We start from the raw sequence: 24901 nt of genomic DNA, 5'->3' as shown, positions 1-24901 counted from the left end.
ATAACCCGAAATATTTTTCTTAAATTCATTATTCTAATTCTATGCAATGAAGAAACTATGGTTGTTATTCGGTGTATTAATATATAGCCTGTCTTTACAGGCGCAACAATTATTTCAAACAGTTAATTTTACAGATGCCATTAAAAAAGGCACCAGAACAGCAACCGGTTTACCGGGTAAAAGCTATTGGCAAAATCGCGGCGATTATAAGATCAATGTAGAGTTTGATCCTTCTACCAATAGTTTAAAAGGTGAAGAAACGATCAGCTATTTTAATAATAGCCCGGATAGCTTAAAAAAACTCATCATCCGGTTGTATCCTGATCTTTATAAGCATGGTGTGCAGCGGGGAACTTCTTTTCCCGTTACTGAGAAAGATCTGAATGATGGCGTTACCATCGATGAATTACAAATAGGAGAGGAACGTATTGACTCTTTCGCCAGTAAAACGAAAGCTTATCATAGCAATACCAATTTAATAGTATTGCCCGCTAACGCTGTTTTGCCGCACAGTCAATTAACGATAAAAGTAAAATGGCATTACACAGTAAACATCGGTTCGCAGGTACGTACAGGCAGGGTTGACAGCGGCTCTTATTTTATTGCTTATTTCTTTCCACGCATTGCTGTGTACGATGATATAGATGGCTGGGATGACTGGAGCTATAACGGTACGCTGGAGTTTTACAATGACTTTGGCAACTTTGATATTACCATTACAGTTCCAAAAACCTATGCCGTGTGGGCAACCGGCGAGCGGCAAAATGTTACAGATAATTTTAGTACTACTGTTTTAAAAAAATTATCGCTGGCAGAAAGGTCTGATACCATTGTGCATGTAATTGACTCGTTGGATTATGCTAACAATACAGTGTTTTCACCTGCTGCAACAGGCATCTGGAGATTTAAAGCAACCAATGTTACCGATGTTGCTTTTGCTTTAAGCGATCATTATTATTGGGATGCCAGCACTGTGGTCACTGATTATAAAAACAATCGAACCACGTTGGCAAGCGCTGTTTACAATCCTATTCATAAAGATTATTATGATGTTGCCAACCAGGCTTACTATTCTGTTTTTTACATGAGCTATAATTATCCCAAAGTAGCATTTCCTTTTCCTTATATAACGGTGTTTGATGGTACGGATCAGATGGAATACCCGATGATGGTAAATGATAATCCATTGGAAGATCATAAAGATGCAGTGCAATTAACTACCCATGAAATATTTCATAGCTATTTTCCTTTTTACATGGGCATTAATGAAACCAAATACGCCTGGATGGATGAAGGTTGGGCTACTATTGGCGAAGCAGTTACATCCAGCTCATTACAAGAACCGGAAGATGAGGGCATTTATAGCAAAACGCGTTTTGAACGCATTAGCGGTACGGTGAATGATGTGCCTTTAATTACCAATACAGAATTATATGGCGATATGCCGGCTTATGCCGCCAATTCTTATGGAAAAGCTGCTGTGTGTTATTGGGTGCTTCAGAATATGTTGGGCAAAACTTTATTTTTAAAAGCGTTGAAACAATATATGGATGATTGGAATGGTAAACATCCCACACCCTACGATTTCTTTTATTCCTTTAATGCATCAACAGGAAAAAACCTGAACTGGTTCTGGCAAAAATGGTTCTATGATCTAACCTATCCTGACCTGGAAATTACAGAAGTAACACAAACAACAGCTAATACAAAAATCGTGATCACCAATAAAGGCGGCTTACCTGTTCCTGTTTATTTAATGATAAAGTTTGATGATAAACGCAGATGGAATGTTTTGTATAGAGCGGATGTGTGGCAAGATGGTAAAAAGCAAATTATATTACAGCAAAAATTTCCATTTAAGATAAGATCTATCCATCTTGGCTTTGATCATGTACCGGATAAATTTATGAAGGATAATGATTGGAAAGAGAAATAGCTGAAGATAATTTAATAGTAGAATTGTCAAATTTGATAAAAGATAAATTGAATGTTCACTATCTTATCTAAATATCACGGCGCCGATCTGCCTTGTCAGATCCATCTCTACCTGTTTTAAATGCTGATGAGTTTGCAGTAATACTAATTGCTCCTCGGCGGTATGAGTCTTTTCAAGGTCACGCTGGTTCTCATCCATCAGGCGTTTTATCTTTCTTAATTTAAGATAGTTCAGGGTAGAAAAAACTTCCTGTTTATATAGATCTTCTCTTGTAAATATCTTTCCTTCATAAAAGGTACTCCAGTTAGGGCTTATCTCGTAAGCAAAGTCCATTATTGAAACTACTAAAGAGCTCATGGCTGAATCTTCATGATAGAGAAAATTCTTGGAAGTTGGTTCAATGCCTGCATCGTACCAGGCTTTGTATGTTTGTAAAACACGTATCAATTCTTTGTTGTCAATGAGTTCTTCCAGGTCATTGTTTTTAACTTCGTCAAAAACATAGTCGGCTACTTTTTGGTCATCGTCCCATTGTTTTAATCCAAACTCCAATAAGCTGCGAACCATGGCACGTTCCTGCTGTTCATCTTTATTTAATAAGGAAAGAGTATCTTCTTCAATTGCCGTTACAGCTGTTTCCGGAATTTCAACAACATTTGCTGCCCGGTTGTTCCTGTTCTCTTCCTTGGTTATTTTTTCACGGATGAATTTATTTACCAATGCATTCAACCCGCTTTCTTCTATCTTTAATATTTCGGCGCATTGCTTAATATAATCCTGCTGCCTGGTAAAATCTTCAGCTTTATTGATCTTGGAAATGGTTTCTGCAACCTGGTTAACAATAGCAGCTTTTTTGGTTGAATCATTCACCGCATCTTTCAACGCTATCTCTAATTGAAAAAGAACAAAGTCTTTTTTATTGTCTGCAATAAATTGTTTGAAAGCATCAGCGCCCACTTTATTTACATAGCTGTCCGGGTCTTCTTTATCAGGAATTAATACCAGCTTTACATTCAGGCTTTCTTCCAATGCAAGGTCCAGTCCACGCAACGCGGCTTTAATGCCGGCATTATCACCGTCGTAAATAATCGTAAGATTATTGGTGTATTTTTTTACCAAACGCAACTGATCGGGTGTTAAAGAGGTTCCACCGCTTGCCACAACATTTTCAACGCCTGCCTGGTGTAGCGAAACAACATCTGTATAGCCTTCTACCAATAAACATTCATCTGCCTTATCGATCGCCTGTCGGGCAAAATAACTTCCGTATAAAATCTTACTCTTTATATAAATCTCATTTTCGGGAGTGTTTATATATTTTGGAGCTTTATCATTGCTCTTAATGATCCTGGCGCCAAAGCCAACTACTTTACCGCTTTGATTATGTACCGGAAAAATTATTCTGCCACGATAATTATCTACTGGTTTTTCGTCTCTTACTGCCACTAATCCACTTTTTTGCAACAACTCTAAGTTATATTGTGCTGATAATGCAGCTTTGGCAAACCCATCCCTTGAGTCATAGTTAAATCCAAGTTGGAATCTTTTAATGATGTCCTCTTTAAATCCTCTGTGCTTTAAATAGCTCAAGCCAATATCCTGGCCTTCTTCTGTATTCAACAATACATCGCTAAAGAACTTCTGTGCAAAATTGTTGATGGCATATAAGCTCTCTGCTGCCTGCTGATGCAGCTTTTGTTCAGGTGAGCTTTCCGTTTCTTCTATCTCTACATTATATTTTTGTGCCAGCCAGCGCAACGCCTCTACATAACTGTATTTTTCCAGTTCCATTAAAAAGCTGATACTATTGCCGCTTTTGCCGCAACCAAAACATTTATATATTTCTTTAGCAGGGGAAACAGTAAAGGAAGGAGATTTTTCGTTATGGAACGGACAAAGCCCCAGGTAGTTGGTGCCTCTTTTTTTTAATTTAACAAAAGAGCCAACAATCTCTATAATGTCAATTCGGCTAAGTATTTGCTGTATGGTATTCTGTGAGATCAATATTGAAAAAACGTAACTGTAAAGATATGATTGATAAATTTAGTTTGAACCGGTTATGAAATTTTGTTTCATTTTTCATCCAAATCGGTAACAACCTTTATCTTTAACCCCTAAAATTTTAATGGATATGAAAAAGTTAGCGTTTATTTTGTTACTGGCGGCAGGTTCTTTAGTAACATACGCACAAAGTATTGATGATATAAAAGATCTTATTCAAAATCCGGGTTACGATCTATTAAAGGCAAAAGCCATGATAGACAAATACCAGGCAAATGCTAAAAATGCCTCTAAAGCAGAAGGCTATTATTACAAAGGCTATATATACAATGCCTTAAGTAAAGCGGATTCTTTAAAAGTTGCCGGTACTGATTATAAATGGGACGCTTTTGAAGCGTTTAAAAAATACCAGCAAATGGATAAGAACAATGTGCTGATGGTACTGAACAGCAATGCCCCATTGTTCGATATTTACAATAATTATTTTACGCTTGGCGCCAATGCATACAATGCCAGTAATTATCCGGATGCTTTTTCCAACTTTAAAAAAGCATTGGATGTAGAAGATTATATTACCGGCAAAGATTTTGAATACAATGGATTTAAATTCCCTGAGTTTGATACTTCGCTGATACAAAATACTGCATTAGCGGCAAGGCAGTCAAAAGATACAGCCAATGCATTGGTATATTATAAAAAGATATCAGATGCAGGATTAGGAGGAACGCAAAATTATGCTGCTTATACATTTCCTGTAGAGTATTATTTGTACCGTAAAGACAGTGCAAATTTTACTGAAGCGACAGCAAAGGGTAAAAAAGTATATCCAACAGAAGATTATTGGACAGTAGCAGAAATGGAATTCATTTCCAATAGCGCTACAAGTAAGGACGATCTGTTTGCGAAATATGCAGCACTACAAAAGGCAAACCCAACCAATTATACAATCGGTTATAACTATAGCGTAGAATTATACAATTATATTTTTGCCAACGATGATAAAACCATTAAAGCTGATAATTATAAGCCTGTTTTGGGAGACGTATTGAAGACGACCATTGCAATAAAATCTACCGGTGATGCAAACTTGTTGATGGCAAGATACCTTTACAACAGTTCATTTGACAATAGCGATAATGCCCAAAAAATAAAAGGCACAAAGCCTGATGATGTAAAAAAGAAAAAAGCATTGAATGACCTGGCTACTTCGCAAATGAACGAATTGATTCCTTATGCAAATGCTGCTGCGGATTATTATGCAGGTTTACCTAAGTTAAAACCTATCGATAAGGGCAACTATAAATCAGCTTATACTATGTTGATCAGCGTATATGAAGCAAAGAAAGATGCTGCTAAAGTAGCTGAATACCAAAAGAAAATGGACGGAATACAGTAATAAAAATATTCTAACAAGATGGAAAAGCAGTATGTTGGACATGCTGCTTTTTTTATGAAATTTGTAAGATGATGGAAAATGCTTCTGCAATAAAATTAATCGAATGTCCCCGCGATGCGATGCAGGGATGGAAGCATTTTATTCCTACTGATAAAAAGATCCAATACATTAATGCTTTATTAAAAGTAGGTTTTGATACGATCGATTTCGGAAGCTTTGTTTCGCCAAAAGCTATTCCGCAAATGGCAGACACTAACGAAGTGATTGAAAAATTACAGGTTACCAATTCCAAATTGCTGGCAATTGTAGCAAATGAAAGAGGAGCTGAAGATGCAGTGCAATACGATAAGATCAGTTATCTTGGTTTTCCTTTTTCCATTTCAGAAACTTTTCAGCAACGCAATACCAATAGTAGTATAGAAGAGTCTTTGCATAGGGTAGAGGCGATACAAGACTTATGTGTACAGCATAAAAAAGAACTTGTTATTTACATTTCTATGGGATTTGGAAATCCTTATGGTGATGAATACAATGAAGACATTGTAATGCATTGGGTTAATAAGATGATAGGGCTGGGGATAAAGACAATTTCGATAGCAGATACCGTTGGTATTGCAACAGCAGAGCAAGTATATGCAATAGTAAGTAAGCTGATACCGGTTTATACCGATATTGAAATAGGCGTTCATTTGCATTCAACAGCGCAAAACTGGCAACAGAAAATTGATGCTGCATTACGGGCAGGTTGTAAACGGTTTGATGGCGCACTAAAAGGTATTGGCGGTTGTCCCATGGCAAATGACGAATTGGTAGGCAATATGAATACTGAATTAATGATACCTTATTTTAAACAATTGAATTTGTTAAACAATATTAATGAAGAAGCTTTGGCTGCATGTAGCAGGTTAGCCTCTGAAATATTTATTTAATATGGATTTTCACTTAGAGTTTTCTCCCAAAGCATTTGAAACAAAAATCATTCATCAGCATAAATTATTACTGATAGGCAGTTGCTTTACAGAAAACATCGGCACAAAGCTGCGCCAGCATAAATTTTCTGTGCTGGAGAATCCTAATGGTATCTTATTTAATCCTGTCAGTATTGCAAAAGCATTGACTTCTTATGTAGAAGACAAACGCTTTAGTGAAGCCGATTTGTTTTATCAAAACGAAGTATGGAACAGTTGGCAACATCACAGTCGCTTTTCGCATACGCAAAAAGAAGAAGCATTACAGCTTATCAATAACTCACAAAAAGAGGCGCATGACTTTTTAAAAGAAGCCGATTGGTGTTTGATAACCTTAGGCTCTGCCTTTGTATATGAGATCATTGAGCAAAAAGAAGTAGCGGCTAATTGTCACAAAATTCCTTTGGATAAGTTCAATAAAAAATTGCTAACGGTGGAAGATGTATTGTCTGCTTTGGATAACGTGATGCACCGTTTGTTTATCTTTAATCCAAAGATGAAGATCATATTTACTATAAGTCCGGTGCGGCATTTAAGAGATGGGTTTATAGAGAACAATCGCAGTAAAGCGGTGTTGATACAAGCCGTACATCACCTGGTAAATAAGTTTGCAAAGCTGTTTTATTTCCCTGCGTATGAATTGGTAATTGATGACTTGCGTGATTATCGTTTTTATGCAGAAGATATGGTGCATCCTAACTATGCCGCTACCAATTATGTTTGGGAAAAATTTGTAAACGCTTGCATTGATGAACCGTCGCAGCAATTAATGAAAGAGATAAATATCATCAATGCAGCAAAAAATCATAAGGCATTTAATCCTTTATCAGAACAACACAAGAAATTTTTAAAAACGAATTTGGAAAAGGTGAAGAAGCTGAAGAAAGAATATCCATATATCAATTTTAAAGAAGAAGAATTGTTTTTTCAAGAATAGAAAAAATAAAACAAGTAAAGTGCAAATAGAAAGACTACATCATATTGCGATTATCTGTTCTGACTATGAAAGATCAAAACAGTTTTATACCGAGGTTTTAGGGTTTAAAATTGACAGTGAAATTTACCGGGCAGAAAGAAACTCGTACAAACTCGATCTTTCATTGGACGGACAATATTTAATTGAACTGTTTTCTTTTCCGGATCCGCCTCAAAGATCAACAAGACCCGAAGCAACCGGATTAAGACATATTGCTTTTGGAGTAAAAGATGTTGAAGGCGCAATAGAATTTCTACGATCGAAAAATATCATAACAGAACAAATTCGTATTGATGAATTCACAAAGAGGAAATTTACATTTTTTAATGATCCTGATAATTTACCAATTGAGCTTTATGAATTGTAATAGATTTGCCCAATATTGGCAGATATAAATTTTAACTGAAGAGTAAACATGGATACTTCCACTTTCCCAACTTTAACAACCGAAAGACTAACGCTCAGGCAATTGTCCATTGAAGATCAGGAAGGTGTTTTTGCTTTGCGCTCTGATCCGGAGATAAATAAGTACATTGAGAGAAATCCCAGCAAAACAATTGAAGATGCAATAAACTTTATCAACCTGATAAATGATAATAGTAAAAAGGGCAATACACTTTATTGGGCAGTTACATTAACAAGTACAAAGACATTTGTAGGAGCCGTTTGCCTATTGAATATTTCCGAAGAGAAAAGCAGTTGCGAGATCGGGTATGAGCTTATAACAAAATTTCAAGGACAAGGAATAATGAAAGAAGCGGTGGAGAAAGTTATTGATTATGTTTTTCAAAAAGTAAAGCTTAAAAACCTGAATGCAATTGTTCATTACAAGAATCAAAGTTCACTTAAGCTGCTGGCAAAATTCAACTTTATAAGATCACCGGAAACATATAAAGAAAATCCCGACTTTAATATATTCACATTGACGTATTAAATAGTCTTCGTTATAATTGATCTTATTAAGAACACACATTAATGTATCCTGTCGCCCCTCACTTCCAGACTATTCATAATTTCTCTTTCATATAGCAACCACTCATTCCAACGTTTACGAACGATCTTTTTATCAATATAGGTTTCTGCCAATTCAATAAATAAGGTATAATGCCCCGCTTCACTTTCCATAAAGCGACGATAGAAGTTGCGCATGTATTTATTATCCAGTCCTTCACTTAATCGTTTAAAACGTTCACAACTTCTGGCTTCAATCAAAGCCATTGTTAACATCTGGTCTAAAAAACGTTCATCCGGGCTGCCGCCTTTCTTTTGAAAAGCAAGCAGCTTATTCACATATTCATCTTTGCGTTGTCTGCCTAATTGTAATTTTCTTTTGTGCAGTTCCGCCAATACCAATCTAAAATGTCCCCATTCTTCTGTAACGATCGGGCTTAAAGCAATCAATAATTTTTCTTTATCAGGATTTTTTTGAATTAACGAAATGCAGGTAGTTGCAGCTTTTTGCTCACAATACGCATGATCTGTTAATATTTCTTCCAATTGCATTTCGGCAAGGTTCACCCAGCGTGGGTCTGTAGGTAATTGTAGGCCTAATATATTTTTAACATCTATATTTTCAGTACTCATAGTGCAAAAATAAATAAACCAAATAGCTTGCTTCCATTTGCTTTATTATTAATTTAGAGCACAAATTCCGCTATGCGAGTCTTACCTTTTATTTTATCTTTACTTGTTACGGTTGGTTTAATTGTAACGCTTGATACAAAATTCGTTTTACCTGCACCGTTAGGAGCGTTGTTAAGTCCGCAACACGGTATTTGGCAAAATGCAGAAGATGTAGATGCAGATTTCTCTGCCAATTTAAAATTTCCTCAATTAAAAGGTAAAGTCCAGGTTTATTTAGACGATCGGTTGGTGCCGCATGTTTTTGCTGAGCAGGAAAACGATGTATACTTTGTTCAGGGATATTTACATGCTAAATTTCGCTTATGGCAAATGGAACTGCAAACATATAAGGCTGCAGGAAGATTGTGTGAATTTTTTGGCGAAAAAGCAATTAATATTGACCGGGAGTTTAGAAGATTGGGAATGGTGTATGCTGCAGAAAATTCCTTAAAAGAAATGGAGGCTGACACCGTTATAAAAGCTGAATGTGATGCCTACACAGCTGGTGTAAATGCGTATATAGATAACTTATCAGAAAGTCAATTGCCATTGGAATATAAATTATTGGGCTATTATCCTGAAAAATGGAATAACCTGAAAACAGCTTTGTTCTTAAAATATATGTCTTATGATTTGGCAGGTCATGATGATGATTTTGAAATGACTAATACAAAAAGCTTTTTTAGTGATAGTGATTTTGTAAAATTATTTCCACTAACACAAGATTCATTAGATCCAATTATTCCCAAAGGAACTGTTTATCCCCGACCTAAAATTATTCCTATTGCTCCATCAACAGTTGATTCCGCTTATTTTAATAATAAAGACCTTGTAGCTGTTGACGAAGAAAAACCTGATAAAGACAATGGCAGTAACAATTGGGCGGTAAGTGGCCGTAAAACAAAAAACGGTGCACCTATTTTGTGTAATGATCCTCACCTTGGATTAAATCTTCCTTCAGTTTGGTTTGAAATGCAGATATCAACGCCTGAGTTTAATGCATACGGGGCAACCTTTCCCGGAGCGCCCGGAGTAATCATCGGCTTTAATGATAATTGTGCTTTTGGGTTTACTAACGGCGGCAGAGATGTAAGAGATTATTACGAGATAACGTTTAAAGACGATACCCGTAAAGAATATCTGTTCAATGGTGAATGGAAGCAAACAGAATTTAGAATTGAGCATATCAAAATAAAAGATAAACGTGATTATTTAGACACGGTTGCCTACACGGTATTTGGTCCGGTTATGTACGATAAAAGTTTTACCGGTGGCAGAAGTTCCGGTAAAAAGCAGTATGCAGTGCGTTGGAAAGCGCATGATCCAAGTGATGAATTAAAAATATTCAATCTTTTAAATCGTGCAAAAAATTATACTGATTATACAAATGCTGTAACCAACCTGCATACACCGGGGCAAAATGTAGTGTTTGCCTGTAAAGATGGAGACATAGCGATGCGTACGCAAGGCGAGTTTCCGGCAAAATGGAAAGGGCAAGGAGATTTTATAATGCCCGGTACCGACAGCAGTTACATGTGGCAGGGAATGATACCGCAGGATGAAGTGCCTTTTCAATACATACCGGCAAGCGATAGTATTTCAAGAGGTTTTGTCAGCAGCGCCAATCAAAAGCCGACAGACAGCGCTTATCATTATTATTTAGGAAGAGATTATCCATTGTATCGTGGTTATTTGATCAATCGCTTGTTAAGCAAAATGCACAACATTACGCCGCAGGATATGATGAGCTTGCAGAATAATAATTATAATGTTTTTGCAGAAATGGCAATTCCGGTATTTTTAAAAAATATAAATACAACCGGTTTTAATGAAGATGAATTAAAGTATTATAAGCTGTTAAATGAATGGAATTTAAATGATGATGTTGCAGAAAAAGGTGCTACCGTATTTGATGTGCTTTGGAAACAATTTACGAAAGTGGTATTTGATGATGAATATGCAAAAGCTCCTAAAGTTGTAATGAGACCTTTTGAAAGCACCTTGCTGGAAGAGATATTAAAAGATACTTCCTACAAGTTTTACGATAACATCACCACTCCTAAAAAGGAAACATTAGCAGATGATATCACGGCTGCTTTTAAATTAGCAAGCGCTGAATTAGTTAATTTGGAAATTGCCGATCAATTGGAATGGGCAAAATATAAGGATACGCATATTAGTCATCTTACTAAATTAGAACCCTTTAGCGATATGCATTTGCCTGTTGGCGGCGGAACGTACTGTATTAATGCTACCAAAGCCGATCATGGACCAAGCTGGAGAATGGTGTTAAGCTTAACTGCTAAAACCGAGGCGTATGGAGTGTATCCCGGCGGACAAAGCGGTAATCCCGGAAGCAGGTTTTATGATAACTTCGTAAATGAATGGGTGTCGGGAAAATATTACCCGCTTTGGTTAATGACAAAGGATGAAACAAAAGATAAACGTATTAAATGGGTGATGAACTTTAGTAAGTGATCAGCAACAAGCTACTAACTTTTGAAAATAAGATTGTCTATTAATGCTTGCGTCTTGAAACTTCAATTAGTGTAATTCGAAAAAATTAGTGTAATCAGAATGAAATTTATAATCTCTCTCATATTAACCGCTTTATTAAGTTATGTAGCCTGCTTGTTTCTGCCCTGGTGGAGCATTGCCATTGCCGCATTTGTAGTAGCTGTATTTATTCCTCAAAGCCCCGTGCACTCCTTTTTTACCGGCTTTATCGCATTGTTCCTGTTATGGGGTATAATGACGTATATCATCAGCAGTAATAATGCACATGCATTGGCAAATAAAATGACAGTGATCATTTTAAAAACAGACAATTCTTTAATGCTGATAATTGCTACAGCTTTCATTGGTGCCCTGGTAGGCGGAATGGCAGCATTAACCGGTAGCTTTATACGCAAATCAAAATCTGCGATGGAATAGCAGCATGAAAAAAATCATTTTATTTTTTGCACTATTCATCTGTTTAAGATCTTCTGCACAAAAAATTTATGGTATCGTTCTAAATAATACAGGCGATCTGTTACCATATTCATCCATATCTATTAAAGGAACAACAATAGGAGCAGGCGCTAACGTAAATGCCAAATTCTCTATAAGCGTTTCCCCGGGTACATATACAGTTGTTTGCCAGCATATAGGTTTTGCTGCGCAGGAAAAATCGATTACTGTTGGTAAAGGAGAAGAGGTCAATACTTCTTTCGTATTGAGCGAACAGAAATACACGATGAAGGAGGTGATCGTAAAAACCAATGGCGAAGATCCTGCTTATGAGGTCATCCGACAGGCAATAAAGAAACGAGAAGAGTATAATAAACAGGTAAATTCATTTCAATGTGAATTGTATTCTAAAAATCTTATCAAGCTTAAAAATCTTCCCGGAAAAATATTCGGCAAAAAAATAAGTGAAGATGATAAAACGGAGATGGGTGTTGATTCTACAGGGAAAGGAATTATTTATTTATCGGAATCCAATTCAAAGATATCTTTTCAGCAGCAGGATAAATTAAAAGTAGAAGTAACCAGTACAAGAGTAAGTGGCAGTAACGACTTTGGGTTTACCTTTCTCACCTTTATCAATCTATATCAAAATAATGTAACCTTATTTACAGACAAGTTTAATCCAAGAGGATTTATTTCTCCTATTGCAAATGGCGCATTGAATTTTTACAAGTATAAGTTTTTAGGCAGTTTTTGGGAAAACGGCAAAGAGATAAACGCTATAAAAGTTATTCCTAAAAGAGCATATGAGCCTTTGTTTTCAGGCATTATAAATATTACGGAAGGTGACTGGCGTATCCATAGTGTAGACCTGGTACTTACAAGAACGACTCAATTACAAATACTGGACACGTTGAAGCTTACCCAGTTTCATGTTGCCGTTACTGATGATGTATGGAGAGTAAAAAATCAATTAATAAATTTTGATCTTAACCAGTTGGGAATTGGTTTGGGTGGAAATTTTTTAAGCGTGTATTCTAACTATAGTATAGATCCCTCTTTTCCAAAAAAGTATTTTGATAATGTAATTATAAAGTATGATACGGGTGTAAATAAGAAACCAAAAACATTTTGGGATACTTCACGCCCGGTGCCGTTAGAAAGAGAAGAAGCATTGGATTACGAAGTGAAAGACAGTTTATTTGATAAGAATAGTGATACAGCATGGACGCAGGCGAAAGTTGATTCGCTAAAAAGAAAACAAGGTCCGTTAAAGCCATATACTGTTATATGGCAGGGTATAGATAGAACACATTATAGTGTAACCAATCGATATGATTGGGGTGTTGAAGCATTGCTACCTGTATTGGAATATAATCCTGCGGAAGGTTTTGCTTTGAATATAAATGGCTTTTACAGGAAGACAATAGGCAAACAAAAAACAAGATTGTCTATAGAGCCTCATGTGCGTTATGGATTTAGCAACACACATTTGAACGGTTGGTTAGACATTAATTTTCGTCAACGTGGGTTAGACGAAGATCAAAAAATTAAACGACAGTTATGGTCATTCTCGGGAGGCAAACGGGTAAGCCAGTTTAATAGAGATTACAATCTTTCTACGTTGAACAGTAGTTTATCAACGTTATTATGGGGAGATAATTATATTAAGTTTTATGAGAATTATTTTGGTAGTATTACGTATGCCCGCAGGTTGGAAAATGGCTTACGGTTAAGTGTAAACGCTTTATACGAAGATCGCCTACCAATGGATAACACTACCGACTTTACCATCTTTACAAAGTCATCAATAAAGATCACCCCTAACTATCCCTTTCAACGTATTCCATCACAAATAACCAGGAGCCAGGCTTTGCTTTTAAGCGCTACGGTCAGTTTCAAGCCAGGGCAAAAATATATTCAGTTTCCCGATAGGAAAGTATCGTTGGGTTCGAACTATCCTACATTTACATTTAATTATACTAAGGGCGTTCCGGATATTTTTGGCAGTGATGCTGATTTTGATAAATGGAAACTGGAGGTTAATGATGATGTGAATTTTAAATTAGCAGGCTTATTAAAATATCGCGTAGCTATTGGCGGTTTTATTAATAACAGATCGGTTGACATACAGGATTACCAACATTTTAATGCGAATAATTCTGTTTTGGCAGGCGCTTATGTAAGCAGTTTTCAATTAGCGAATTATTTTGTGAACAGTACAACGGATAAGTTTTTCAGCTTTGTAAATATCGATCATCATTTTAATGGATTGCTTACGAATAAGATACCACTGATAAAAAAATGGGATTGGAATTTAACAGCAGGTGCCAATGCATTGTACGTAAATAAAGACAACCATTACGAGGAAGTTTTTATCGGTCTTGAAAATATCTTAAAGATCTTCCGGGTAGATTATGTGGTGGGATGGCAAAACAAAACATTGATACATAGCTTCTGTATTGGTACCGGCGGTATTCTTGGAGATCATATTAATGTGAACGCTGTTGATCCTGCAAATACTATCAAGTTTTAAATCTGAAATTGTCAATTCCAAAATTTCTCAATTGGCTTATCTTTGCAGCTCTTAATTAATAAGAAATTTTGTTCACCAGGCAAGTGTCCTTAAAATTTCAAACATGGCAGTATTACACAACAGAGTTTCCCAGGAGGAACTTAAAAAGCAGTTATTAGCAGAAACGGAGCATCGCACTACCATTTCTTTTTACCATTATTTTTTTATTGCAGAACCACAATCATTTCGGGATGAAATGTATAAGGCTTTAGATGTACTTAAAGTATTTGGTCGCATTTATATAGCGCATGAAGGTATCAATGCGCAAATAAGTGTGCCCGATAGTAATGTAGATGCTTTCAGGAATTACCTGTATTCTATTCCGCCATTGAATGGCATACGATTGAATATTGCAGTAGATGACGATGGGAAATCTTTTTGGGTATTGAAAATAAAAGTACGTGACAAAATTGTAGCAGATGGAATTGAAGACGTAACCTTTAATATGGAAAATAAAGGCAAGTATGTAACTGCCCAACAGTTCAATGAATTGACCAATGATGCAAATACCATTGTAATTGATATGCGCAATCATTACGAATATGAAGTGGGGCATTTTGATAATGCTATTGAGATCCCGAGTGATACATTCAGGGAGCAGTTGCCCATGGCGGCAGATATGATGAAGGACAATAAAGATAAGAACATCATTATGTATTGTACCGGTGGCATTCGTTGTGAGAAAGCCAGTGCTTATATGCTGCATCAAGGATTTAAAAACGTTTTTCATTTGGAAGGTGGCATTATTAATTATGCCAATAGTGTAAAAGAGAAAGATCTTCCTAATAAATTCAAAGGGAAAAACTTTGTATTTGATAACAGGCTGGGGGAGCGGATCACAGAAGAAATTATTTCGCAATGTCATCAATGCGGCAAGCCGGCTGATACGCATACTAATTGTAAGAATGAAGGTTGCCATCTATTGTTCATTCAATGTGATGAGTGTTCAGAAAAATATCAAGGTTGTTGCAGTAAAGAATGCCAGGATGTAATTAATCTTCCGAAAGAGCAACAAAAGGAATTGCGTAAAGGCGTGGATAAAGGAAGAATGGTGTTTAATAAGAGTAGGCAACGATTAAGACCAAGATTGAATGAGATGAAAAATAATAACGATAAATAATCTTTTGCTATGCAGACAGAACATTTGACAGGTATAAAAAAGCAATTTGAGTATTACGAGTCACTTGTGGATAAGACCATTGATCAATTATCTGAAGAAGAGTTACTTTGGAAATATAATGAGGAAAGTAACAGTATTGCTGTTATTGTAAAACATTTATATGGAAATCTTCTTTCACGGTTTACCGACTTTCTTACCAGTGATGGAGAAAAAACATGGCGTGATCGTGATGAAGAATTTGAAGATAGGGTAATGTCCAAACAGGAATTATTAAATAAGTGGAATGAAGCCTGGCAATGCGTTTTCGATACCATTGATTCTCTAACGGAAGATGACCTGGATAAGATCATCTACATAAGAAACATGGGGCATACGGTTATGGAAGCGTTGATAAGAAGTGTAGCCCACGTTGCTTCTCATGCAGGGCAAATCGTTTTTATAGGAAAGATGATCAAAAAAGATCAATGGCATTCGCTTTCAATACCAAAGGGAAATTCGAAGATGTATAATGCCGAAAAGTTTTCTAAAGAAAAGCATAGAGAACATTTTACCGATGAATTTAGAGAAAAGAAGGAATAATAATAATTTACAATTGCTGCAATGCTGCTACAATTCTTTCTTCCGTTTCTTTATCACTTAATTCTTCGGGCTTAAATTTTTCACCAATAACTTTTTCATAAAGTTCAATATAACGATTGCTGATAGTCGATATCCATTCATTGCTCATTTCAGGAACTGTTTGTCCCTCTTTGCCCATGAAGTTATTAGCAATTAACCACTCACGTACGAATTCCTTACTTAATTGTTTTTGCTTTTCCCCTTTCGCTTGTCTTTCTTCATAACCCTCAGCATAAAAATAACGGCTGCTATCCGGTGTATGAATTTCATCCATTAAATAAATGGTATCGCCGATCTTGCCAAATTCATATTTGGTATCAGCCAGTATCAATCCTCTTTTAGCAGCAATTTGTTTTCCTCTTTCAAACAATTCCAATGTGTATTTTTCCAATACAGCATAATCTTCTGCGTTTACTATTCCCCGTTGTATGATTTCTGTTTTCGAAATATCTTCATCATGTCCTTCCTCAGCTTTTGTAGAAGGAGTAATAATAGGAGAAGGGAACAGGTCGTTTTCTTTTAAGCCATCAGGCATTACAGCACCACATAGCTCACGTTTACCACTATTATAAGTGCGCCATGCATGTCCCGTTAAAGTCCCTCTAACGACCATCTCTACCCTAAATGGCACACATTTTTTACCGATCGAGCTATTGGGTGTAGGCGAAGAAAGCAACCAGTTAGGACAAATATCTTCCGTTGCTTTCAGCATGTATGCAGCGATTTGATTTAATACTTGTCCTTTATAAGGTATTGGTTTGGGTAATATCACATCAAATGCAGAGATACGGTTGCTGGCAACCATCACCAGCCATTTGTCATTTATGGTATACACATCTCTTACCTTACCACTATAAAATTTTGTTTGATCGGGAAAATTGAATGTTGCCATGCGGCGAAGGTACTTGCAACAATTGTAAACAGTAAATTAGTTGAATAAAAAATTTCAACATCTGGTTATAAATAAATGAGCTAAGTCATACAAAAGAATTATTATTTTGCTTTATATTTAGATAACTAAAAACGATGCGTATGAAAAAAATACTATCCCTATTTTCTTTATTACTTTCCTTTACCCTGATCTCTGTTTATTCATTTGCACAAGTAAATACGGTTTCGGGAACTGTTGTTAACAGTGCTACCAAAGAAAAAGTTGGTGCCGTATCTGTAACAGTAAAAGAAGGTACCACCGGAACATTTACAGATGATAAAGGGAATTTTAAATTAACAGTAGCAAAATTTCCTGCTACATTAATTTTTTCATCTATTGGATATGAATTGCAGGAAGTAACTGTAAATAGTGCTTCAGATAAAGTGGCAGTAGACTTTAAGCCTGCCAGTTCACTGGGGCAGGAAATAGTAGTTGCTGCCAGCCGTGTTTCTGAAAAGATATTGGTCTCGCCGGTAAGCATTGAAAGACTAGGAACAGCGAGTATTAGAAATGCCGCTGCTCCTGATTACTACGATATCGTAAAAACATTAAAAGGTGTTGATGTGGTGAATTCGAGCTTAACCTTTTCATCGCTCACAACAAGAGGATTTAATGGTAGCGGTAATCCACGGTTCAACCAATTTACCGATGGTATGGATAACCAGGCGCCGGGTTTAAATTTCTCAGTAGGTTCTATCGTTGGCCCAAGCGAGTTGGATGTTGATAATGCAGAATTACTACAAGGAGCATCTTCAGCATTGTATGGTTCCGGAGGTATGAATGGTACATTACTGGTTACATCAAAAAATCCATTTAAATACCAGGGTGTAAGCGCAGAAGTTAAAGCAGGTATAATGCATGTGAACGATCCGGCAGCCGCTGCATCACCTTATTACAACGCAGCAGTTCGTTGGGGACAAAAAGTGAATGATAAGTTTGCATTTAAAATGGATCTGAGCTATATGACCGCTAAAGATTGGGTAGCATCAGACACTACAAACTATACAGGTGTAGGAAACCAGGGATTTACTATTCCGGGTACAAGAGCATCTGATCCAAATTATAATGGTGTGAATGTGTATGGCGATGAAACAAGTGCTAATATGCAGGATGTTGCCAATTCTGTTCAAAACCAGATACAACAAGGTGTATTGGCAGCAACAGGCGGTACATTCGACCTTGTTTCTAATATGAATACCTTTTTGCCTGTAAACGCTACACCACAACAAATTCAGCAGTATATAGGTAATTTGCCTGCACAATTACAGCCATATGCTTCGCAGCTAGTGCCTTTTAATTTAGGATTGCGTGCCGGCATCATCCCCGATCAGAATGTTTCAAGAACAGGATATGCAGAAAAAGATATCATCAACTCTACTACAAAAGTGATGCGATTGAATGGAGGTTTATTTTATAAAATAACTCCACGAACAGAGTTGTCTGCTGTCGCAAATTACAGTACCGGTAATTCAGTATATACAGGTAGCGATAGATATGCTTTAAAGAACTTAGAGATCGGGCAATATAAATTAGAAATAAGAAATGATAAATGGTTTGTAAGAGCATATACTACACAGGAAAATTCAGGAGATGCATACAATGCAACAGTGAATACACAATTATTTAATGAGGCATGGAAGCCAAGTACAACCTGGTTCCCTGAGTATGTAGGCAATTATGTGCAATCATTTGCATTAACCGGAAATGCAGCGGCTTCTTTTGCGAATGCACGTGCGGCTGCAGATATTGGAAGACCGGTTCCCGGAACTGCACAATTCAGCAAAGTGTTTGATTCGGTAGCTGCTATTCCTATTCCTAACGGCGGTAAGTTTTTAGATAGAACAAGTTTATACCAGTTAGATGGTCAATATAATTTTGGTGATGCTATAAAATTTGCTGAAGTAACAGTAGGCGGTAGCTATCGCTTATATCGCCTGAACTCCCAGGGAACTTTATTCGCAGATACAACCGGTCCGATCAATACAACAGAATACGGTGCATACCTGCAATTGTCTAAAAAATTCTTTGATGATGTTTTGAAATTGACTGTTTCAGGTAGATATGATAAGAATGAAAACTTTGATGGCAAATTTACTCCCCGTGTTTCTGCTGTTATTAAAGCAGCGGAAGGGCAGTATTTAAGACTTTCTTATCAAAATGCTTATCGTTTCCCATCTAATCAAAATCAATGGATCAACCTAAATGTGGGTGATGGAAGATTGATCGGTGGGCTTCCTTCTTTAAGAGAGTTTTATCATTTTGATACCAATCCTCCTGTTAATCCACTTACAGGACAAATTCAACAATTTGGAACATACAAGCCGGAATCGGTTAACAGTTATGAAGCAGGGTACAAGGCTTTGGTAAATAAAAATTTACTGGTAGATGTGTATGGTTATTTTTCAAAGTACCAGGATTTTATCGGGCGTATAAATGTGGCGCAATCAAAAACGGGCAACCCGCAGGATATAGATCCTACGAATCCGAATACCTATACCGGTTTCTCGGTTTCAGTTAATAGTCCTAACAAAGTAAATACGTATGGTTGCGGAATAAGTGTAGATTATCTGATAGGCAATAATTATAATGTTAGCATTAACTGGTCTAACGATAATATCGATAATGCAGATCCTACTTTTGTTACTTATTTCAGTACCCCTCAAAACAGAGCCAATATTTCCTTAGGTAATTCGGGCTTAGGAAGAAAAAAGGTTTTTGGCTTTAATGTATTATGGCGTTGGCAGGATGCGTACTATACACAAAGTGATTTTAAACAAGGTATCAATACTGCTTTCAGCACTTTAGATGCACAGGTTAGTTATAAGTTGATGAAAACAAAATCGATGATAAAGATCGGCGCTACAAACTTGTTGAATCATTATTATACTACGGCTTATGGCAACCCATCTATCGGGGGATTGTACTATGTGAGCTTGGCCTACAATGTTTTTTAGAATGTACTGAATTATTGTTTTATAAGAAAGGCTTCTGTAATTACAGAAGCCTTTTTGTTTGATAGATATTTCGTTATTCTTAGTTGCTGTTCTATTTTTTTAAGAAGATCAATTGCCCTAAATGATTAGCCAAATGATTGGTTCTGCTGATAACAACGTTTAAACGGTTGCGATGTGGCTCTTTTGCAAAATCTTCCTCTGAAACAGCGGTATGTTTTTGAAACCATTCTTCAGGAGTCAATTTGTTGAAATGTTGGTCCAATGCTGCATTTACCGTTTGCCATTTTTCTTTTAATTCTTTTACAGGAGGAAATGTTTGTCCTGATTTGTTGGGTGTTTTTATAAAAGGCTCTTCTAACTCAGGAAATAGTTTTTGACCAAAGCCAAGTAATGATAATAAGCCATCATGTACTGCCACTAAATGACCTAATAGATAAGTTCCGGTGTTTCTATCGGGAGCTACTTCTTCCGTAAATTGGTCATCCGTTAAGGTGTCAAATAATTTATTGGCGTTTTTAAGCTGTGCATTCCATGCATCCAATATCATTTTTACAGAAAGTTGTTGATTGTTCATTACGTTTTAATTTTTATGGTTGTAAGAACAGAATAGAGAAAAGATTGTTTAAAGAAAGCAAACAATTTAAGATAGTTGTTGAGACTGTATCCAATTTAACTAAACTAAGAAGTATTGAAAGAGAAAATTCTTTACGAAGTAATTTTTTTGTTAATGGTAGTAGTATCTGCTTTAATCGCTTCTTTCTTAACGGGTGTTTGCAATATCATAATAGGCTCAACAGAGGTTTTATTATTATCCTTCTTTAGTTCATAATAATACACTTTCATGTCTTTGTTACCGGATTGCTGTTCTTCTACCTTAATATAATATTCTTTTTCGGGTTCTTTGTTTACTACAGGAATAATTGCTGTTTCCTGTTTTTTCCTTTTTAGCAGATTTGTATTGATAATAGCAATGGTATAACCTTCATCCTGTTTGTTTACAACAGTAGTTTTATTTTGACGAATAACTTTGGCTTTTAGTGGCGTAACAGAAGGCGCAGGTGTAAGCTGGACAACTTTTTCTTCTATAGGCTGATATTTTATAAAAAAAGGTTTGCTTGAAAGAAACTGGTCTTTTGATATTGAAATACCAGTTTGAGAGGCTGTATTATTTTTAGAGACAGGAGAGAAGAATAAGCAGCTGATCCCTAATAAAAGCATTAGCGATATAACCGCTACTTGTATTCTTTGCGAAATACTGATCGTTGTTTTGGGCTCAATAATAAAAAGGCGTTGTATCCTTTTTAAAAGTCCGTTTTTACCGGTAGCCGCCATTGCTAATTGAACTTGCTGATAACGCTGTGTTTCCAGGAGTAACAACGCATTCGCATAGTCGTGCCTGCTATATTGATAATTCATTACCCAGTCATCACAACAGTTTTCTCTTTCTTTCTTAACCTGTTTGCTTAGTAATAAAACAAAAGGATTAAAGAATAACAATGTGCCAATGAATGTTTGAATAAGATTCAATAAAAAATCGTGGCGTTTTATATGTGCCAGTTCATGCAACAAAACAGCCTCCAATTGTTTTGTGCTAAGTTGATTAACAGCTGCCACAGGCAGTAATATGATAGGTTTTACAAAGCCAATAACAGAAGGCACATCAATATTTTTCGATAACCAGACCTGTACATTTTTTTTAATTCCAATAGCTGAAGCAGTATTTCTTACAAACATCCTTGTGTCAAAAGAAACTTTTGACATTTCATTCTTTTGCAATAAAATAGTACTGCGGTATCCAATAAAAAAACGACATAGAAAAAAAAGAAGCAGCAACAAATAAGCATCAGATATGTATGGAAGCAGGTTTGTCCATTGTTGAAAACTTAGTAGTTGCTCTTTATTAAAAAATATTTCGGAAACGGCAATTGAATTATTTAGCGAAGAATAGGTTTTAATTATCGTTATTGTAAACCAAATAAAAGAAGTAATAATTAAAGTTGAACCTAAGAGGTATTTAAAAACAGCAGATAAATTTTTATTAATAGCTATTATTGATCTATAAAGAAGCCATAAAATGCCAACCTGCCACAGGCTATTGATTATAGCCCATCCGACAGCTTGTAATAAAAATGAATCGGCAGTTATTGGTTGCATAACCTGTTATTTCATGCTGTTTAAATAATTTCTTATCTCATTCAGCTCCTGTGGCGATGCTTTGTGATTGCCCAATGCCTGCATGATCAATTGTGCCGGGGAGCCTGAAAATAAAGAGTCTATCATCTTATTTAAAAAAAGATTTTGAGTGTTTTCTTTGCTTACAGCGGGTTGATACGTATGTGTTTTATTGCTGCTGTCGCGGGTTACTAAACCTTTTTCAAACATGATCTGCATTAGCTTAAGGGTAGTGGTATAGCCGGCATCCTTGGTTTTTGTAAGCTCTTCATGCACTTCTCTAACAGTAGCCACCTGCTTATCCCATAATACCTGCAAAATTTCTACCTCACTCTCTGTAGGTTTAATTTTTGAATTGTTCATAATACGATGTGTTTCGTAAATAAAGATAAAAAACAAATTCTAAATAAAAAGCAAAAAAGAGATTATTTTTTATAAATGTTAATACAGGATTCAAATTACTTACGTTTATATGCAAATAATAAAGCCACTCGATCGAGTGGCTTTATAGCATAAAAGTTTAGTGGCCTATTTTTTTATAAACTTGGTATTTATGATCTCATTTGCTGTAGTAATAACTTTAAGTGTATAAAGTCCCGGAGCAAATTTGCTGATACCGATATGGTTCACTACATCATTCAAATTACCGGTAGCCAATACTTGTTGCCCAATGGCATTCAAGATAATAGCATTTTTTATCTTTTTGTTTGACGGCAATTGAATAAACAGATCGTTGCTGCTTGGATTAGGATAGATGAAGATGTTTGCAGCGGCATTGTTTGAATTATTGATCGTTACAATTTTGCTGAACAGCATTGTTCCATTTTGATCTACTTCCTTAACACGATAATAAGTAACACCAACGCTTAGATCGTTATCGATTGCTTCGTAATTAGCAACAGAGCCTTGTTTAGGATCTACTAAAGCCAAACGGGTATAATTTTTTCCGTCAGTACTTTTTTGTACCTCATACATAAATACATTGGATTGTTCTCCAACCTGCCAATTCACTTTACCTTTTCCATCCACTGAAGCAGCAGTGATATTCGTGATCTTAACCGGTAATACTAATCCGCAGTTTTGTAAGATCAAGCGTTGTGAAGTAGTGTAAGAGCAGCTTGCAGAAGTTAGGTCAGTAGCACTGGTACCAACTACTATTCTGTATTGCCATCCAAAGTAAGTATTAGGATTAGTGCCCAGATCTGAAGGGAGAGCAACTATTGCCAATAACGTATCTGCTGCATATGTACCTGTCTCTACATTTCCAATATTCACAAATCCATTGCCATCTGCCTTATTTACCTGCCATTGATAGGTGTCATATAAATGACTGCCGTCTGTTAATGTTGCAGTTGCCTGTGTAGGAGGGTTATCGCAGGGAACAATAATTGGATTAAGCTTAATAGATGGTATGCAGGTACCCATATAAATATCATCCAAAGCCCAGTCGTTACCGGATCCACCCGGCGCATTATTTCTAATGCTAAGAGTAGCTGTTGTTCCGGTTGGTTGAAAAGTAAAGCCGATCTGTCTCCAGTCACGATTTCCTCCGGCAATGTCTCCGGTTGAATATAATCCTACTCCGTTGATCAGGAAAGAAAGATTTGCAGGTATGCTGGTAGGATCTGTTTTAAGGTTTCTTATATATGCACTGAATTGATATTTTTTATCAGGGCAAAGATCGGTGACTGTTTGCTGTAATACAATATCCGGGTCAAAGCTGGCATTCACTACCATTTGATAACCATTCTTTTGACCGGTTACCACATAATCATGATCGTATCCATCATACCATCCTCCATTAAAAGGAGTCGTCCCTATATCTGATCCTGCAAAAGTATTATTAGCTATAGCATAACATCCATCTTGCGGAGCATTTATACCTAAAGGCTGATAGGTATATTGTGTAATGCCATCCGCTAATGCCGGGCCGTTAATTTGTGCATTTGTTCCATCTGCATTTCCGCCTGAACCAAAAGTTCCGTTCGGATAAAGATTGGATGGATCTGTTGCATTACCGCAGAAAGTTGGTGCAGGGCAAGCTGTTCCGCTATTGCCAATAGTTACTGAGTGAGTAGAATAGCAGTACTGTCCGCCGGAAGCACTTTTAAATACCACATAATATTGCCCGGGAATAAGATTGGAAATAGTATTGTTCGTTAAAGAACCCGCTGTTACAAAGTTTGGCTTTACGTTGGATAGCCATGCTACAGAATCGGTAGACAATACACCGCCTCCAATTTTAATAGAGCCGGTAGCATTACATCCTGTTGCATTAGTAGCTGTTGCTGTATAACCACTGCCATAATCGGAGCGGAGTATAAATTTTAATGTTTGACAATTAGTGGAGCTACCTGATTGTCTAACAATGATATTATACAGGTTGGAAGTAAGGTTATTAAAAGTAATAGAACTTCCGGTAGTACTTGTAAAATTGGCACCACCGTTAATACTAACCTGTATAGTAGATGAGCCGTGATTTTCTATAAGTACATCAAACTTTCCGTTTGAACTGCCGCAAGTAGGTAATGTAATATTCTGAACCCTTATATTGTTAGGGCATTGTGCTATTACATGTAATCCGGCATAGAGTGTAAGGCAGGCAAGTGTAAATAATTTTTTCATTTCTTGTTTTTAAATGATTAAATGATCGGTTAAGTAGGCATCAAGCGGTAACGC

Annotated in this window: 19 protein-coding genes; 12 read left to right on the top strand and 7 right to left on the bottom strand. The window is 36.4% G+C overall.

The window, feature by feature from the left end:
- Positions 1-46 precede the first annotated feature (46 nt).
- Positions 47-1936 carry a M1 family metallopeptidase gene (locus K9M53_RS10595; RefSeq protein ID WP_224014631.1) on the top strand — a complete coding sequence of 630 codons (1890 nt, stop codon included), beginning with the start codon at positions 47-49 and terminating at the stop codon, positions 1934-1936.
- 63 nt (positions 1937-1999) lie between these two features.
- Here the strand turns inward: K9M53_RS10595 and dnaG are convergent, their stop codons facing one another.
- On the bottom strand, positions 2000-3940 hold the full coding sequence (gene dnaG, locus K9M53_RS10590; RefSeq protein WP_224014629.1) for a DNA primase: 1941 nt from the start codon (positions 3938-3940) through the stop codon (positions 2000-2002).
- 127 nt (positions 3941-4067) lie between these two features.
- On the opposite strand from dnaG, the gene K9M53_RS10585 reads away from it, so the two are divergent.
- The 5 genes from K9M53_RS10585 (at position 4068) to K9M53_RS10565 (ending at position 8211) form a co-directional block, all read left to right on the top strand.
- Positions 4068-5333 carry a hypothetical protein gene (locus K9M53_RS10585; RefSeq protein ID WP_224014627.1) on the top strand — a complete coding sequence of 422 codons (1266 nt, stop codon included), beginning with the start codon at positions 4068-4070 and terminating at the stop codon, positions 5331-5333.
- A gap of 68 nt (positions 5334-5401) precedes the next feature.
- Positions 5402-6262 (top strand): hydroxymethylglutaryl-CoA lyase, encoded by an 861-nt coding sequence (locus K9M53_RS10580; RefSeq protein ID WP_224014625.1) that lies wholly within the window; start codon positions 5402-5404, stop codon positions 6260-6262.
- Between the two features lies 1 nt (position 6263).
- Positions 6264-7238 (top strand): GSCFA domain-containing protein, encoded by a 975-nt coding sequence (locus K9M53_RS10575; RefSeq protein WP_224014623.1) that lies wholly within the window; start codon positions 6264-6266, stop codon positions 7236-7238.
- Between the two features lie 19 nt (positions 7239-7257).
- The gene (gene gloA2 / locus K9M53_RS10570; RefSeq protein ID WP_224014621.1) at positions 7258-7644 is read left to right on the top strand and encodes an SMU1112c/YaeR family gloxylase I-like metalloprotein; all 387 of its coding nucleotides are present in this window, start codon (positions 7258-7260) and stop codon (positions 7642-7644) included.
- A gap of 48 nt (positions 7645-7692) precedes the next feature.
- Positions 7693-8211 carry a GNAT family N-acetyltransferase gene (locus K9M53_RS10565; protein WP_224014619.1) on the top strand — a complete coding sequence of 173 codons (519 nt, stop codon included), beginning with the start codon at positions 7693-7695 and terminating at the stop codon, positions 8209-8211.
- Positions 8212-8249: 38 nt separating this feature from the next.
- Here K9M53_RS10565 and miaE read toward each other — a convergent pair whose 3' ends face one another.
- Complete coding sequence (gene miaE, locus K9M53_RS10560) at positions 8250-8861, bottom strand: tRNA-(ms[2]io[6]A)-hydroxylase (RefSeq protein ID WP_224014617.1); 612 nt, start codon at positions 8859-8861, stop codon at positions 8250-8252.
- A 72-nt stretch (positions 8862-8933) separates the two neighbouring features.
- Between miaE and K9M53_RS10555 the strand changes: the two genes are divergently transcribed.
- The 5 genes from K9M53_RS10555 to K9M53_RS10535 all read left to right on the top strand — a co-directional run bounded on the left by K9M53_RS10555 (position 8934) and on the right by K9M53_RS10535 (position 16126).
- Complete coding sequence (locus K9M53_RS10555; protein WP_224014615.1) at positions 8934-11378, top strand: penicillin acylase family protein; 2445 nt, start codon at positions 8934-8936, stop codon at positions 11376-11378.
- Positions 11379-11477: 99 nt separating this feature from the next.
- Entirely contained in the window at positions 11478-11834 is a 357-nt protein-coding gene (locus K9M53_RS10550; RefSeq protein WP_224014612.1) for a hypothetical protein, read from the top strand.
- Between the two features lie 4 nt (positions 11835-11838).
- Entirely contained in the window at positions 11839-14388 is a 2550-nt protein-coding gene (locus K9M53_RS10545; RefSeq protein ID WP_224014610.1) for a DUF5686 and carboxypeptidase regulatory-like domain-containing protein, read from the top strand.
- A 103-nt stretch (positions 14389-14491) separates the two neighbouring features.
- A complete protein-coding gene (gene trhO / locus K9M53_RS10540) occupies positions 14492-15547 on the top strand; it encodes an oxygen-dependent tRNA uridine(34) hydroxylase TrhO (RefSeq protein WP_224014608.1) in 1056 nt (351 codons plus the stop codon).
- A 9-nt stretch (positions 15548-15556) separates the two neighbouring features.
- The gene (locus K9M53_RS10535) at positions 15557-16126 is read left to right on the top strand and encodes a DUF1572 family protein (RefSeq protein WP_224014606.1); all 570 of its coding nucleotides are present in this window, start codon (positions 15557-15559) and stop codon (positions 16124-16126) included.
- Positions 16127-16133: 7 nt separating this feature from the next.
- On the opposite strand, the gene K9M53_RS10530 is transcribed toward K9M53_RS10535, so the two are convergent.
- Complete coding sequence (locus tag K9M53_RS10530) at positions 16134-17057, bottom strand: phosphoribosylaminoimidazolesuccinocarboxamide synthase (RefSeq protein ID WP_224014603.1); 924 nt, start codon at positions 17055-17057, stop codon at positions 16134-16136.
- 140 nt (positions 17058-17197) lie between these two features.
- On the opposite strand from K9M53_RS10530, the gene K9M53_RS10525 reads away from it, so the two are divergent.
- Positions 17198-20050, top strand: a complete 2853-nt coding sequence (locus K9M53_RS10525) for a TonB-dependent receptor (RefSeq protein ID WP_224014601.1) — start codon at positions 17198-17200, stop codon at positions 20048-20050.
- A gap of 91 nt (positions 20051-20141) precedes the next feature.
- On the opposite strand, the gene K9M53_RS10520 is transcribed toward K9M53_RS10525, so the two are convergent.
- The 4 genes from K9M53_RS10520 to K9M53_RS10505 form a co-directional block, all read right to left on the bottom strand.
- Complete coding sequence (locus tag K9M53_RS10520) at positions 20142-20624, bottom strand: DinB family protein (RefSeq protein ID WP_224014599.1); 483 nt, start codon at positions 20622-20624, stop codon at positions 20142-20144.
- A 131-nt stretch (positions 20625-20755) separates the two neighbouring features.
- On the bottom strand, positions 20756-22204 hold the full coding sequence (locus K9M53_RS10515) for a M56 family metallopeptidase (RefSeq protein WP_224014597.1): 1449 nt from the start codon (positions 22202-22204) through the stop codon (positions 20756-20758).
- A gap of 6 nt (positions 22205-22210) precedes the next feature.
- Entirely contained in the window at positions 22211-22585 is a 375-nt protein-coding gene (locus K9M53_RS10510) for a BlaI/MecI/CopY family transcriptional regulator (RefSeq protein ID WP_224014595.1), read from the bottom strand.
- 165 nt (positions 22586-22750) lie between these two features.
- Positions 22751-24847 carry a T9SS type A sorting domain-containing protein gene (locus K9M53_RS10505; RefSeq protein WP_224014593.1) on the bottom strand — a complete coding sequence of 699 codons (2097 nt, stop codon included), beginning with the start codon at positions 24845-24847 and terminating at the stop codon, positions 22751-22753.
- Positions 24848-24901 lie beyond the last annotated feature (54 nt).

Source organism: Ferruginibacter albus, assembly GCF_020042285.1.
Lineage (GTDB): Bacteria > Bacteroidota > Bacteroidia > Chitinophagales > Chitinophagaceae > Ferruginibacter > Ferruginibacter albus.
The sequence above is the reverse complement of the archived record's forward strand: the minus strand, read 5'-3'. Positions and strand labels throughout refer to the sequence as shown.